Raw genomic sequence first — 13,978 nt, 5'->3', positions numbered from 1 at the left:
CTTGTCTCAATACCACTTGCGCAGATCCATGCCCTGATAGAGGGACGCCACCTCGTCGGCATAGCCATTGAATGGCAAGGTCGGCTGGCGCTTGGCCCCGAAGATGCCCCCCTCGCCGATGAAGCGCTCGCTGGCCTGACTCCAGCGCGGGTGATCCACCGCCGGATTGACGTTGGCGTAGAAGCCGTATTCGTTGGGGGCCAGCAGGTTCCAGGTGGTGGGCGGTATCTCCTCCACCAGCCGGATGGAGACGATGCTCTTGATGCTCTTGAAGCCGTACTTCCAGGGCACCACCAGCCGGATCGGCGCACCGTTCTGGGCCGGCAGCGCCTTGCCGTAGAGCCCCATCGCCAGGAAGGAGAGCGGGTGCATCGCCTCGTCGATGCGCAGCCCCTCGACATAGGGGTAGTCGATGCCGCCACCGAGGGAACGCGACGCCTGTCCCGGCAGCTGCTCCGGATCATAGAGAGTCTCGAAGGCTACGAACTTGGCGCGACTGGTGGGCTCGGCCTGGCGGATCAGATCCGCCAGCGCGATGCCGCTCCAGGGCAGCACCATGGACCAGGCCTCCACGCAGCGCAGCCGGTAGATGCGCTCCTCCAGCGTGCTCTTGTTGATGAGATCCCACACATCCAGGGTAAACGGTTTGGCCACCTCCCCTTCCACCTTCAGGGTCCAGGGCTCGGGCTTGAGGTAGTGACCGTTGCGGGCCGGATCCCCCTTGTCGGTGCCGAGCTCGTAGAAGTTGTTGTGGGTGGTGGCCTTCTCCTCCGGCGTGAGGATCTGCCCCTCCGGCCGGGTAGCGGCGTGGATGTTGAGCGCCCGGGTGGCGACCGGCGCCGGCTTGTCGCCAGAGAAGAGATCGAGCACCCCGGCCTGGGTCGGAAACGCCAGGGTGGCGGCGCCGAGCCCCAGCCCTTTCAGGATCAGGCGGCGATCCTGATAGACGGCTTCCGGCGTGACGTCCTGTTCGGTGAGGTGGTGGGCAGAGCGGCGCTTGAGCAACATGGAAAAACTCCCGGGGCGATGAGGGTAACAATCATAAGACCCGCCCCGGCCGAGTTTTATTTCACGGAAAATTACATGAATTGATAGAGGGGCAGTGCCTTGGCCATGGTTCCGACCAGAAACAGCACTACGAACACCAGCAGGGGAACGATCACATTTGGCACCATCAGACTCACTCCATGAGCAGGACAGGGCCTCTAACTATGGAGCAGGGGCCAGCGCCTCACCATGAAATATTTTCGCGAGCGCAAGCGTATTCCTGAGTTGAAATGAGTGATGCAGATCACACACAATCCCGCCCCTGCTTGCCGCCCCTCTTGCGCGGGGTAGGCTCCCTTTTTTCCGAATTTCACTACTGAAGAGTCACGCCATGAGCCCATTGATCGCCATCGCCATCACGACCGGGATCCTCTCCGCCGTCTGGGGCTGGGTCGCCGTTACCCTCGGCCTCATCTCCTGGGTCGGCTTCCTCGGCTGCACCAGCTATTTTGCCTCCAGCGGCGGCTACAAGGCGCTGCTGCAGACCCTGCTGTGCAATGCCAGCGGCATGCTGTGGGCCCTGCTGCTGATCCATGGCGACGCCTGGTGGGGCGCCGGCGTGGCGGGCTACCTGATGACCGGGGTGGTGGCCACCCTGATGTGCGTGCAGGCCAAGCAGCAGTGGCTCAGCTACATTCCCGGTACCTTCGCCGGTTGCTGCGCCACCTTCGGTGCGGCGGGAGAGTGGCGGCTGATCCTGCCGTCGCTGGTGATTGGTGCGCTGTTTGGCTACCTGATGAAGGCGAGCGGCCTCTGGCTCTCCCACAAAACCCAGAAAACCCAGGCCACCGCTGGCGTCACCGACCCTGCCTGATCCTGGCGATGTGACCGAGCCGGTCTGAAACAAGAGGGGCGGTCCGCCATCGACGGGCCGCCCCTCTGTCATTTATCCCTTCGACTTGAAGTTCGCGGCTTCGATGCCGTGCCGATTCAACAGCTTGTAGAAATCGGTGCGGTTTCTGCCCGCCATGTTGGCCGCCAGGGTGACATTGCCCTCGGTGGTGCGCAGCAGCCGGATCAGATACTCCTTTTCGAACTCGGCCCGCGCCTCGTTGAACGAAGGGATGCCACCACTGCCGCCGCTCAGCGCCGACTCCACCATGGCGGCACCGATCACCGGGCTGCAGCAGAGGCTGGCCAGCTGCTCCACCACGCTGCAGAGCTGGCGCACGTTGCCGGGCCAACCCGCCGCCGCCAGCAAGGCCAGCGCCTCCGGCGAGAAGCCGAGGGCGGCGCAGTCGCCATGGCGGCTGCGATAGTCATCCAGCGCCTGCCTGGCCAGCAGCGGAATGTCTTCGCTGCGGGCGCTGAGGGGGGGCAAGGTGATGTTGGCCACGTTGAGCCGATAGAAGAGATCCTCCCGAAAGCGCCCCTCCTCCATCGCCGCCACCAGATCCTGATGGCTGGAGCTGATGACCCGCACCTCGGGCGTGCCCTGGCCGTACTCTTGCAGCACCTGCAGCAGCTTGGCCTGCAGCGATTCCGACAGGTCCCCTATCTCGTCGAGAAACAGGGTCGCTCCCTTGGCCTGTTCAAACAAGCCGGACTGGCCATCCTCGCCGAACAGCTGCAGATCCAGCGCCGCCCACGGCAGCGCGGCACAGTTGATGACATGCAGCGGCTTGTCACGCCGGCTGCTGGCCTGGTGCAGCGCCTGGGTCATGACGCCCTTGCCGGAACCGGAAGGGCCCATGATCAGCACGGGCACCTCCATGGCGGCGATGCTGCCAGCCTGGATCAGCAACTGCTCCATCTGCGGGTTGCGGGTCAGGATCAGCGACTGCCAATCCTGTCGCTGCTTTGGGCGCGTCAGGCTCAACGCATGTTCTATGGTGGCGAACAGCTCATCCTTGTCGATGGGCTTGGTGAGAAAGCTGAACACACCGGAGCGGGTGGCCTGAATGGCATCGGGAATGGTGCCGTGGGCGGTCATGATGATGACCGGCAGCCCCAGCCACTGGGACTGGATCCGCTCGAACAGCGCCAGCCCGTCCATGCCGGCCATGCGCAGATCGCTCAGCACCAGATCGGCCCGCTGCTGGCGCAGCCGGTCCAGCGCCCCTTCGGCACTGTCGGCGGTATCCACCTCATAGCCCTGGCTGCGCAGGCGCATGCTCATCAGCTTGAGCAGGCTGGCATCGTCATCGACCAGCAGGATGCGACTCATTTCAGCGCCTCGCCATTGCCGTTCAGCTTGCGCTGATTGAGTTGATCATCGATGGCGGAGAGTTGCTCGATCTGGCGGCGCAGACGCTGCACCTCCTGACTCTGATCGTCGCGCCGGCTGTCGCGGGCCAGCAGCTCCTCGCCGAGGGCTATCCAGCTGCGCAGGAAAGCCTGGGCATCCAGCCCAAGCTCCGGCAGCAGGCTCTTGAGCTTGTCCAGACCGGCCCGCCGGCTGGCCACCGACTCGGACGGGTGGGTGTTGACCATGGCCAGGCTGACCCGGCTCTCGATATCGGTCGCCCCCTTGAGGCGCTGGCGCTCCTGGGCCCGCTGCTGGGCATGGCTGGCCAGCAGCCAGTCCGAGTATTGCAGGCGCACCTGCATCTCCTTGTTGGCAAACTCCATCCGTTTGGCGAGGGCGAGATCCGGCGACGCCGCCGGGTCACGCGCTGGCAGCAGGGAACAGCCTGTGAGCAGGCTCATCATCAATACCGGAACAACACATTGTTTCATCTTGGGCTTCACTTCAACGTCAACCGGAAACAGACATCCGCCTGTTCATCTTCAACCAATACCAACTCGCCGCCAAGGCTCATCGCCGATTCCCGGGCGATGGAGAGCCCCATGCCTGAGCCTTTCAGCAGCCCCTGGCGCACAATGCTGCCCTGCTCGAAGGGCTCGAAGATCCGCTCCCGCTCGGCCAGCGGAATCGCGGGCCCTTCGTTGGCCACCTCCAGCCAGCTGCCGTTGCCATCCTGCCCGGCGCGGATCCAGATCTGCCCGCCGCTGGCGCCGTAGCTGACCGCATTGGAGAACAGATTATCGAGGATCAGCCGCAAGCGATATGGCTCGGCCTGCAGGGTGATCGGATCGGTCGGCAAGTGTACACTGATTTGTTTGGATTCCAGCGCCAGCCGGTACTCTGCAGACAATTCTGACAGCAGGGGCGCCAGCGCCACCGGGGTCAGGGTGAACACCTCCTGCTGACTGAGCCGGTTGAAGTCGAGCAGCCGTTCGATCAGGGTCTGCAGCCGGCGGCTGTTCTCCTCCAGCATCTGACAGATCTCCTGCTGATCCGGGGTGAGCGGCCCTACAAGCTGCTCGGAGAGCAGATCCGCCCCTTCCCGCAGCACCGCCAGCGGGGTCTTCAGCTCGTGGGAAACGTGGCGCAGGAACTGGTATTTCTGCTGCTCCAGCTCCTTCAATTTATCGTGCAACCAGACGATCCGCTCCCCCAGCAATACCAGTTCGGCCGGCCCGTCCACCGGGCGTTTGTCCGGTTCCACGCCGGCACCCAGGCTCAAGATCCGCGACTCAATCTGACGCACCGGGTGGATGATCAGATAGGTAAACAGCAGCACCAGCAGCAGGCTGAGCACTGCCACGAAACCGCTGACCCACCAGATCTCCGTCATCAGGGCGGCAATGGTCGCCCGCACCCGGCTGACATGCTCGTCTACCTGGCTGCGGGTGATAATCTCAAGCTGCTGATTAACCTGATTAAATTCATCAAATTTGGGGCTGTTTGACTCGGCCTTGGCGCGGGCGAGATCCTGCAGGCTGTCGAGCCAGGCGAGTGCCTGCTCGAGACCCGTGTAAGCCTCGGCATCCGGGATGGAACTCTGGTGAGCGGCCAGCAGGCTGCGATAACTCGCCAGCTGCTGCTGATAACTGGCCAGGATGCGCTCATCCCCCAGCACCGCATAGCGACGAAGAGTACGTTCAAGATCAATAGCTTGGGTGGTAAGCAGTGTCGCTCGACGGGTGTCGCGCACCGCCCGTTCCAGCTCGTCGCTGGTCAACTGGCTGAGGTGTTCGAGGGACTGGCTGTCGTGCCAGATCATGCCGCCCAGAGGCATCAACACCAGAACGAACCCCATCAATACCACTTGCAGCAGGGAGCGTGGGCGTACCTTGGTCATCTTGGACTATCTCAATTCAGCAGGGGTGGGTCAGCATATCTGCACTCCCCCAAAAAGCAAAACCGGCCAGAGGGCCGGTTCATGCTGCAGCTTGGGCATTACGCCAGACCGACGGATGCCACACAGATAATCAGGATCATGGCCAACGCGCCAGATGCGGTCAGCAGTGCCCATTTCAGTTCCACGCTCATGCAAACCTCCTTTCTTGCCAAGATGATAGAGCCTGATCACAACAGACAAACCGATGTTAATGCATAGTTAACCCGATAACCGTGAGCTGTGTATGAATTTCAGATGAGCCCCATCCAAGGACCGGTGACATGTTCTATCTGTGTAGCATTGGATCGAATCTTGACCCCCATCAGCACGTCAGTCAGGCGGTCGGCGAGCTGCTCGTTCACTTTGGCCGCCTGCAGCTGAGTTCGGTGATCCAGACCAAGCCGGTCGGGATGCACTCCAGCCATGATTTCCTCAACTGCCTGTTCGTCGCCGAGAGCGAGCTGGCACCGCACCAGCTCAAGGCACACTTCATCGCCATGGAGCTGGCCCACGGCCGGGATCGCAGCGATCCGCGCTGCAAGGTGCTGGACCGGCCGCTGGACATCGACATCCTGGCCAGCAGCCAGAGCGATGACTTCTCCACCGCCCGGGTCGATGACTATCTCGACGAGCTGCTGGCGGAGCTCTATGGCCGTGGCCAGGTGCATGATCGCAAGGTGACCCTGCCGCTGCACACCCGCTTGATGGCGGGCAAGGTGATCGAGGAGCGCCAGGTCGGCCTCGCCCCCATCGCCCTGCAGCAGGAGATGGCGACCCCCGCCGCGCTCCTGCGCTGACCCCTAGATGACGGCCAGACTGCGGCCACCATCCACCCGGATGCTGGCCCCGGTCATGTAGTCGTTCTGCATCAACAGCTGAACCGCCTGCCAGATGGGCTCCAGCCCCCCTTCCCGCGCCAGCGGCGTCTTCGCCAGCACCTGCTGACGCCACGCCTCGCCATGCTCGTCGAGAAACAGAATGGGGCCCGGCTCTATGGTGTTGACCCGGACGGCGGGTGCCAGCTCGCGAGCAAAGCTCATGGCCAGCGAGTGGGCCCCCGCCTTGGTGGCCACATAGCTGGCAAACTGGGGCGCCGGCGCGTGGATGTAGATGTCGGTGATATGGATGATGCCAGCATTGGCGTTGCGCGCCAGCTGGGGCGCCAGCGCCCGGTTGAGCTGGAAGGGGGCCGCCATGTGCACCCGGTAGAACTGCTCAAACTGGGCCAGCTGCGCCGCCGGATCCGCCGCCTGCGGCTCAAACGCCGAGGCGTTGTGGATCACCAGCGCCAGATCCTGATGGACCGCCAGCGCCTCGATCAGCTTGCCGACCTCCTCCTCGCACGCGAAATCCGCCTGCACCAGCTCGACCCCCAGCGCCCGCAGCCGCACCAGCTCAGGCCGCTCGCTGCGATAGCTGCCCGTCACCTGCCAACCCGCCGCCACCAGCTGTTCGCACAGATAGAAACCAAGCCGGCGGCCACACCCCGTCACCAATGCACGCATACCCTCTCCTTGATTGTCTGGCCGGGGGATACCTATCGATCCCCACGGCACAAGCCATTGGCCGTGGCCGTCACCCGGCGGGCATAGTGGCGCCATTGCCACCTTACGGAGCCACTTCCATGTTACAGATCCGCGATCACATGAGCCGTTCGACCCACTCCCTCACCCCGCAGCTCGGCCTGGCCGAGGCACTGGACCGGCTGCATGACTCAGGCCTCAGCGGTCTGCCGGTGCTGGACCCGCAGCAGCGGCTGATCGGTTTTCTCTCCGAGCAGGATTGCATCCCGAGCCTGCTCACCGGCAGCTATCACTGCGATACCCGCACCCGGGTCGAGGATCTGATGAGCCGGACACCGCTCTCGGTCAGCCCGGATGACAGCATACTGGATCTGGCCCGCCAGATGACCGAGGCCAGACCCAAGGTCTATCCGGTGCTGGAGGGGAACCGGGTCGTCGGCATCATCAGCCGCCGGCAGGTCATGCAGGCCCTCAACGCCCAGATGAAGGGCTGCCAGCCCACCTAGATCTGGTAGCGCCCCTTGTCGCCGATATCGAAGTGCAGCGGCATGCGCCACTTGGCCAGGGAGAGCAGGCAGAGCAGCAATCCGCACACCAGCGCCACCAGGGCGGCGGCCCAGCCGATGCCGGCCAGCTCCAGCAGCCACAACAGGGGCAGCAGCAAGGGGACCGCCCTGACCCCCGGAATGGCGAAGCAGAACTGCTCCTTGAAGGCCAGCCCCGCCAGGGTGGCCAATGCCGCCCCCAGCACCAGCACATCCGGCGCCCCGCTCGCACTGAGCAGCAGGGCGCCCCAGCCCAGCCCCTGCAGTACAAAGCGAATGCGCTTGTCATAGACATGCAGGCATAACCCGCATACCCCGCTGGCCACGGCCAGCGCCACCAGCCAGCTCGCCGGCGCCCAAAAATCCTGCCCGAGCAGCAGGCTTGCCCCTCGACATAGCAGCAGCAAGGCTGCCAGACTCAAGCCAAGGCGATAGAGGCAGACCGACACTCTGTCGATGCCGTCCAGCTCGCTTTCTATTTCAGGGTTTGCCATCGGCGGTCGCCTCTGTTGCAGGTAGGGGCCAATATACTTGAATTATGCCCGCGAGCGATTCCCTATTCCGTGCAGGAGATGTGGTTTGCGAAGATTCATTCTGCTCTGCCTGTTGTTCCCCCTCTGGCTGCAGGCCAAAGAGTTGATCATCGGTGGCACCCTGGAGCCGCCGCTGAAGTTTCTGGATGCACAGGGCGTTCCCCATGGGCTGGACGTGGACGTGGTCAGCACCATCTTCGGCAAGCTGCGCATTCCCATCCGCATCGAGCTGACCGACTCGGGCGCCCGGCTGACCCGCAACGCCGAAACCGGGGTCTACGACCTGGTGATGACCCACTCCTACAAGCCGGAGCGGGAACGCTATCTGCTCTACCCGCAGCAAGCCCACTTGCGCCACAGCTGGCACTTCTTCGTGCGCAAGGCCGACCTGCTGAAGATCCGCTACGACACGCTGAGCGATCTGAAACCCTGGCGCATCGGCATCACCAAGGATTTCTCCTATACCCCGGAGCTGACAGCTGCCCTCGCCGACCCGGCCTATCACTTCCAGGAGATCCCCATCAACCAGCTGCAACTGCGCAAGCTGATCGCCGGGCGTATCGACGTGGTGCCCATGCCGCTGGTCACCGCCTTTGCCCAGATCAAGGAGGAGGGGCTGGAGGGTAAGCTCGATTACCTGCCCAAGCCACTCAAGGCCAGCCCTTACTACACCGTCTGGACCAAGGCCAGGGCCGATGCCACCACCCCGGCCCTGATGGCGGCCTACGACGCCGAACTGCTGCGCATGAAGCGCGACGGTCGGCTCAAGGCCATCTACGACCAGTACGGCATCCCCTATATCGAGCCCTGATCCCGACCGTCAGGGCTGCACGCCTCGCAAGATCGGGCACTGCAATGAAATCAGGGTTTCGCATGTGAAATGGAACTCCCGCGTCCCTCAGTCCTTAAGGCTTCACATCCCGCAAGATCGGGTTTTGCAGCGAAATTAACGTCTCGGTGGACTGGATCTCGTCGATGGTCTGGATCTTGTGGATCAGCACCGTCTGCAACTCGTCGATGGAGCGGGTCATCACCTTCATGAAGATGCTGTAGTGGCCGGTGGTGTAGTAGGCCTCCACCACTTCGTCCAGCGCCTGCAGCTTGGCCAGCGCCGAGGGGTAATCCTTGGCGCTCTTCAGATTGATGCCGATGAAGCAGCAGACGTCGTAGCCCAGCTTCTTGGGGTTCACCTGCACCCGCGTTCCCTCGATGATGCCCGCCTGCTTCATCTTCTCTACCCGCACATGGATGGTGCCCGGGCTGACCAGCAGTTGTTTGGCAAGCTCGGCATAGGGAATGCGCGCATTCTCCATCAGGGCGGTGAGGATGGCCTGATCGAGATTATCGATCCGATAATTTTCCGGCACTTTTTTGCACTCCCTTTGATGATTCATCATTAATTACCGGTGCATTTTGAAGAAAAAAATACACAAAGCCTATTTCTATTATCGAATATTGAATTTAGTTGGCAATCTATTGAAGAATCCTCACATCCAACGGGTTCAAGACAGGTATTCAGCATGAAACAGCACTACATTCGCAGCCAGCAACAGATCAGCTTCGTCAAAGAGATGTTCTCCCGCCAACTCGCCCAGCAGCTGGGTCTGATGGAGGTGCAAGCCCCCATTCTGAGCCGGGTCGGCGATGGCACTCAAGACAACCTCTCTGGCCACGAGAATGCGGTGCAGGTCAAGGTGAAGACCCTGCCTGAGCACAGCTATGAAGTGGTGCATTCACTGGCCAAATGGAAGCGCCAGACCCTGGGTCGCTTCGGTTTCGGCCCGGGCGAAGGCATCTACACCCACATGAAGGCGCTGCGTCCGGACGAGGATCGCCTCACCCCCATCCACTCCGTCTACGTGGATCAGTGGGACTGGGAGAAGGTGATGCCGAGCGAGCGCCGCGATCTGGCCTACCTGCAGGAAACCGTGCGCGGCATCTGGGCCGCCATCAAGGCCACCGAGCGCGCGGTCTGCGCCGAGCACGAGCTGACCCCCTTCCTGCCGGCCGAGATCCAGTTTCTGCACAGCGAAGAGCTGCTGACCCGCTACCCGGATCTCGATGCCAAGGGGCGCGAGCGTGCCATCGCCAAGGAGCTGGGGGCCGTGTTCCTGATCGGTATCGGCGGTGCCCTCTCCCACGGCGAGCGCCACGACGTGCGTGCCCCGGACTACGACGACTGGAGCAGCCACAGCGAGCTGGGTCTGGCCGGTCTGAACGGTGACATCCTGGTGTGGAACCCGGTACTGCAGGACAGTTTCGAGATCTCCTCCATGGGGATCCGGGTCGACGCCGAGGCGCTGCGCCGTCAGCTGGCTATCACAGGCGACGAGGATCGCCTGCAGTACGACTGGCACCAGGATCTGCTGGCCGCACGGATGCCGCAAACCATCGGCGGCGGCATCGGCCAATCCCGTCTGGCCATGCTGCTGCTGCAAAAAGAGCATATCGGCCAGGTCCAGGTCGGCGTCTGGCCGGCCGAGATGAAAGCCGCCGTGCAAGGCATGCTGTAACGAATGAAGGCCATGCCGGCGTCATCGCCGCCGGCATGGCAACAGGCAGGTGGCCGTCGGGGTTGAGCGAGCGCATCCCCGGCAGGCTGTAAGAAGCGAGGCCAGCAGTGGCCGCGCTTCGCAATCGGGGGCTTGCCCCTGCGACCCGCTCAACCCACGTCAGGTCGCTTCACTACATTCCTCCCGGCAATCTTCGGATTGCCGTTTTTTTTACGCCGAAAAACTGTGTTCGAACCCGGCCCCGATCTGGCGCTGGCGCGGCAACCCCGCCTTTCTGCTGCCGGTGCAGTGGCAGGCAAACAACTGATCCACCGCCTCTTCCTGCAGATAGGCACCGAGCGCCACCGCCCGCTCTGGGCCGGAAAACTTCAGGTGCAGGCCGCCGATGACGGCGTGGATCCGCTCGTCACCACACACCTCCTTGGCCCACTCGACGATGTTCTCGACCCCGGCGTGGCCACAACCGATAAAGACGATAAGCCCCTGCTCGCTCTTGTAGGCCAGCGCCGAATCGTCGCTGATGAGGTCTTTCTCCACCCGCCCGCCCCGCACTATGTAGCCGAGCAGCGAAGGCGCAGCCCGGTCGCGCCGCACAATGCTGCCGAGGAACACCAGACGATCCGAGAGCCACACCGGCTCGGCCGAGCAGTGGGGAAGCAAGCCTCTGGCCGGCAGCGACTCCCGAGCCAGCTCCCCCGACAGGCGATAGAGGTTGCGCCGCCAGAAGGGGAGCGACAGGAAGTAACCCCGCTCGCAGAACACGTCCGGACAGGCGATGAGCGGGATGGGTCTTGGATAGACGGGCAGTGAGCCGACCCCGCCCACATGGTCATAATGACCGTGGGAGAGCACCACATGGGTGAGCGAGGCGAGATCGATCCCCATCACGGCGGCGTTGTGGCACAGCGCCCGGCCACGGCCGCTGTCGAACAGCACCCTGAGGCCGTCACACTCCAGCAGCAGCGCTAACCCTCGCTCGGGCAGACAGCCAGGCAGATGAACGTCGTCATCCACCAGCACGGAAAACTTCAGCATCTCGCTCCCCCTGAAAACAAAACGCAGGCACGAGGCCTGCGTTTTTCATCGACAATCCCGTTACTGGGTCATGGTGAGGCCATTGCTGTCGGCCCCCAGCACCAGCTTTTTGCCCGGCACGATGCGACCGGAGAGCAGCGCTTGCGCCAGCGGGTTCTCCACCTTGTGCTGGATCGCCCGCTTGAGGGGACGCGCCCCGTAGACGGGATCGAACCCGGCGTGCACCAGCTTCTCGAGCAGCGCCTCGCTCACCTCCACCTCGTAACCCTGGGCCTCCAGTCGACCCATCAGGCTCTTGAGCTGGATGCGGGCGATGGACTTGATGTGCTCCTCGCCGAGCGGGTGGAACACCACGGTCTCGTCGATCCGGTTGATGAACTCCGGCCGGAAGCTGCGGGTCAGCACCTCCATCAACATGCCCTTCATCTCGTCGTAATCCTTCTCGGAGTGGTGCTCCTGAATGAGATCCGACCCGAGGTTGGAGGTCATGATCACCACCGAGTTGCGGAAATCGACGGTACGACCCTGACCATCGGTCAGGCGGCCATCGTCCAGCACCTGCAGCAGGATGTTGAACACGTCCGGGTGTGCCTTCTCCACTTCATCCAGCAGGATCACCGAGTAGGGGCGACGGCGTACCGCCTCGGTCAGATAACCGCCCTCCTCGTAACCCACGTATCCCGGAGGCGCCCCCACCAGACGGGCCACGCTGTGTTTCTCCATGAACTCCGACATGTCGATCCGCACCATGGCGTCCTGGGTATCGAACAGGAACTCGGCCAGCGCCTTGCACAGCTCGGTCTTGCCCACCCCGGTGGGCCCCAGGAACAGGAAGGAGCCGATGGGGCGGTTCGGGTCGGACAGCCCGGCACGGGAGCGGCGAATGGCGTTGGAAACCGCCTCGACCGCCTCTTCCTGGCCGATCACCCGGCTGTGCAGCTGATCTTCCATCCGCAGCAGCTTGTCGCGCTCCCCTTCCAGCATGCGGGCCACCGGAATACCGGTCCAGCGGGCCAAGACGTCGGCAATCTCCACGTCGGTGACCCGGTTGCGCAGCAGGCTGGTCTCCTGCATCTCGGCCTGGGTGGCGAGATCCAGCTGTTTCTCCAGCTCCGGAATGCGGCCGTACTGCAGCTCGGACATCCGGCCCAGATCGCCTGCGCGGCGCGCCACGTCGAGATCCTGGCGGGCCTGCTCGAGGGCCGCCTTGATGTGCTGGGTGCCGGCGAGGGCGGCCTTCTCGGCCTTCCACACCTCGTCCAGCTCGTTGTATTCACGATCTTTTTCGCTGATTTCCTGATTGATCAACTCGAGCCGCTTGCGACTGGCGTCATCATCCTCCTTCATCAGCGCCTGCTGCTCCAGCTTGAGCTGGATGATGCGCCGCTCGAGTCGGTCGAGGGACTCGGGCTTGGAGTCGATCTGGAGCCGGATGCTGGCCGCCGCCTCGTCGATGAGGTCGATGGCCTTGTCCGGCAGCTGGCGATCCGCGATATAGCGGTGCGACAGCTGGGCCGCCGCCACGATGGCGGGGTCAGTGATCTGCACATGGTGGTGCAGTTCGTAACGCTCCTTCAGGCCGCGCAGGATGGCGATGGTGTCCTCCACGCTCGGCTCCTCCACCAGTACCTTCTGGAAGCGGCGCTCCAGCGCGGCATCCTTCTCGATGTACTGGCGGTACTCGTCCAGCGTGGTGGCACCGACGCAGTGCAGGTCGCCACGGGCCAGCGCCGGTTTCAGCATGTTGCCCGCATCCATGGCCCCTTCACCCTTGCCGGCGCCGACCATGGTGTGCAGCTCGTCGATGAAGAGGATGACGTTGCCCTCCTCCTTGGCCAGATCGTTCAGCACGGCCTTGAGCCGCTCTTCGAACTCGCCGCGATACTTGGCACCGGCCACCAGCGCCCCCATGTCGAGCGACAGCACCCGCTTGTTCTTGAGCCCTTCCGGCACCTCGCCATTGATGATGCGCTGGGCCAGCCCTTCAACGATGGCGGTCTTGCCGACGCCGGGGGCACCGATCAGCACCGGGTTGTTCTTGGTACGGCGTTGCAGCACCTGAATGGTGCGGCGGATTTCGTCATCCCGGCCGATCACCGGGTCGAGCTTGCCGATCTCGGCCCGCTCGGTCAGATCGATGGTGTATTTCTCCAGCGCCTGGCGATTCTCCTCGGCGTTGGCATCTTCCACCTTCTTGCCGCCACGCACCTTGTCGATGGCCGCTTCGAGTTTCTCCTTGGTCAGCCCCTGGGCACGCAGCAGCTCGCCCAGCGTCCCCTTCTCGTCGAGGGCCGCCAGCACGAACAGTTCGGACGAAATGAACTGATCCTTGCGCTGCTGAGCCAGCTTGTCGCAGACGTTGAGCAGCCGGCCGAGGCCGTTGGAGAGCTGCACGTCCCCTTCCACGCCGCTGACGCGCGGCAGGCGATCCAGCTCTTCGCCGAGGCGCGAGCGCAGAGAATTGATGTCCATCCCGGTCAGGGTGAGCAGCGGACGGATGGAGCCGCCATCCTGATTGACCAGGGCGGTCATCAGGTGAACGGGTTCGATGAATTGGTGGTCACGACCCAGTGCCAAAGACTGGGCATCGGAAATAGCAATCTGGAATTTGCTGGTCAGGCGATCGAGGCGCATTGCACTCCCCCTTTCAAGACA

General features: G+C 63.2%; 15 protein-coding genes. 5 read left to right on the top strand and 10 right to left on the bottom strand.

The genetic code is table 11. The features are described from left to right. Positions 1 to 6: 6 nt before the first annotated feature. Entirely contained in the window at positions 7 to 1,008 is a 1,002-nt protein-coding gene (msrP, locus tag QLG02_RS09020; protein WP_206866026.1) for a protein-methionine-sulfoxide reductase catalytic subunit MsrP, read from the bottom strand. Between the two features lie 370 nt (positions 1,009 to 1,378). On the opposite strand from msrP, the gene QLG02_RS09015 reads away from it, so the two are divergent. Beyond that, positions 1,379 to 1,861, top strand: coding sequence for a DUF1097 domain-containing protein (locus QLG02_RS09015; RefSeq protein ID WP_282465011.1), 483 nt, complete (start codon positions 1,379 to 1,381; stop codon positions 1,859 to 1,861). A 72-nt stretch (positions 1,862 to 1,933) separates the two neighbouring features. Here the strand turns inward: QLG02_RS09015 and QLG02_RS09010 are convergent, their stop codons facing one another. From QLG02_RS09010 to QLG02_RS08995, 4 genes are all read right to left on the bottom strand, one after another. Then, positions 1,934 to 3,214 carry a sigma 54-interacting transcriptional regulator gene (locus QLG02_RS09010; protein ID WP_011707722.1) on the bottom strand — a complete coding sequence of 427 codons (1,281 nt, stop codon included), beginning with the start codon at positions 3,212 to 3,214 and terminating at the stop codon, positions 1,934 to 1,936. Then, entirely contained in the window at positions 3,211 to 3,726 is a 516-nt protein-coding gene (locus QLG02_RS09005) for a hypothetical protein (RefSeq protein ID WP_011707723.1), read from the bottom strand. The genes QLG02_RS09010 and QLG02_RS09005 overlap by 4 nt, the downstream gene beginning before the upstream one ends. An 8-nt stretch (positions 3,727 to 3,734) precedes the next feature. Further along, positions 3,735 to 5,135 carry a HAMP domain-containing sensor histidine kinase gene (locus QLG02_RS09000; RefSeq protein WP_011707724.1) on the bottom strand — a complete coding sequence of 467 codons (1,401 nt, stop codon included), beginning with the start codon at positions 5,133 to 5,135 and terminating at the stop codon, positions 3,735 to 3,737. 98 nt (positions 5,136 to 5,233) lie between these two features. Continuing rightward, the gene (locus tag QLG02_RS08995) at positions 5,234 to 5,326 is read right to left on the bottom strand and encodes a YnhF family membrane protein (protein WP_017409791.1); all 93 of its coding nucleotides are present in this window, start codon (positions 5,324 to 5,326) and stop codon (positions 5,234 to 5,236) included. A gap of 129 nt (positions 5,327 to 5,455) precedes the next feature. Here QLG02_RS08995 and QLG02_RS08990 point away from each other — a divergent pair, with 129 nt between their 5' ends. Next, entirely contained in the window at positions 5,456 to 5,971 is a 516-nt protein-coding gene (locus QLG02_RS08990) for a 2-amino-4-hydroxy-6-hydroxymethyldihydropteridine diphosphokinase (protein WP_269384580.1), read from the top strand. A 3-nt stretch (positions 5,972 to 5,974) separates the two neighbouring features. Here QLG02_RS08990 and QLG02_RS08985 read toward each other — a convergent pair whose 3' ends face one another. Next, entirely contained in the window at positions 5,975 to 6,679 is a 705-nt protein-coding gene (locus QLG02_RS08985) for an SDR family oxidoreductase (RefSeq protein WP_269384579.1), read from the bottom strand. A gap of 119 nt (positions 6,680 to 6,798) precedes the next feature. Here QLG02_RS08985 and QLG02_RS08980 point away from each other — a divergent pair, with 119 nt between their 5' ends. After that, positions 6,799 to 7,203 carry a CBS domain-containing protein gene (locus tag QLG02_RS08980; protein WP_269384578.1) on the top strand — a complete coding sequence of 135 codons (405 nt, stop codon included), beginning with the start codon at positions 6,799 to 6,801 and terminating at the stop codon, positions 7,201 to 7,203. Here QLG02_RS08980 and QLG02_RS08975 read toward each other — a convergent pair. Beyond that, positions 7,200 to 7,736 carry a DUF2301 domain-containing membrane protein gene (locus tag QLG02_RS08975; RefSeq protein WP_282465010.1) on the bottom strand — a complete coding sequence of 179 codons (537 nt, stop codon included), beginning with the start codon at positions 7,734 to 7,736 and terminating at the stop codon, positions 7,200 to 7,202. The genes QLG02_RS08980 and QLG02_RS08975 overlap by 4 nt on opposite strands. An 85-nt stretch (positions 7,737 to 7,821) precedes the next feature. On the opposite strand from QLG02_RS08975, the gene QLG02_RS08970 reads away from it, so the two are divergent. Further along, positions 7,822 to 8,586 carry a transporter substrate-binding domain-containing protein gene (locus tag QLG02_RS08970; protein ID WP_269384576.1) on the top strand — a complete coding sequence of 255 codons (765 nt, stop codon included), beginning with the start codon at positions 7,822 to 7,824 and terminating at the stop codon, positions 8,584 to 8,586. Between the two features lie 94 nt (positions 8,587 to 8,680). Here the strand turns inward: QLG02_RS08970 and asnC are convergent, their stop codons facing one another. Beyond that, entirely contained in the window at positions 8,681 to 9,142 is a 462-nt protein-coding gene (gene asnC, locus QLG02_RS08965) for a transcriptional regulator AsnC (RefSeq protein WP_011707730.1), read from the bottom strand. A gap of 153 nt (positions 9,143 to 9,295) precedes the next feature. Between asnC and asnA the strand changes: the two genes are divergently transcribed. Further along, on the top strand, positions 9,296 to 10,288 hold the full coding sequence (gene asnA / locus QLG02_RS08960; protein WP_016352287.1) for an aspartate--ammonia ligase: 993 nt from the start codon (positions 9,296 to 9,298) through the stop codon (positions 10,286 to 10,288). A 210-nt stretch (positions 10,289 to 10,498) separates the two neighbouring features. On the opposite strand, the gene QLG02_RS08955 is transcribed toward asnA, so the two are convergent. Next, the gene (locus QLG02_RS08955) at positions 10,499 to 11,323 is read right to left on the bottom strand and encodes an MBL fold metallo-hydrolase (protein WP_282465009.1); all 825 of its coding nucleotides are present in this window, start codon (positions 11,321 to 11,323) and stop codon (positions 10,499 to 10,501) included. 60 nt (positions 11,324 to 11,383) lie between these two features. Then, positions 11,384 to 13,957, bottom strand: coding sequence for an ATP-dependent chaperone ClpB (gene clpB / locus QLG02_RS08950; RefSeq protein WP_024945187.1), 2,574 nt, complete (start codon positions 13,955 to 13,957; stop codon positions 11,384 to 11,386). Between the last annotated feature and the right edge of the window lie 21 nt (positions 13,958 to 13,978).

It is taken from the genome of Aeromonas sp. V90_14, from assembly GCF_029967615.1.
In the GTDB taxonomy this organism is placed as follows: Bacteria; Pseudomonadota; Gammaproteobacteria; order Enterobacterales; family Aeromonadaceae; genus Aeromonas; species Aeromonas hydrophila.
This window is presented reverse-complemented; position numbering and strand designations above follow the sequence as displayed.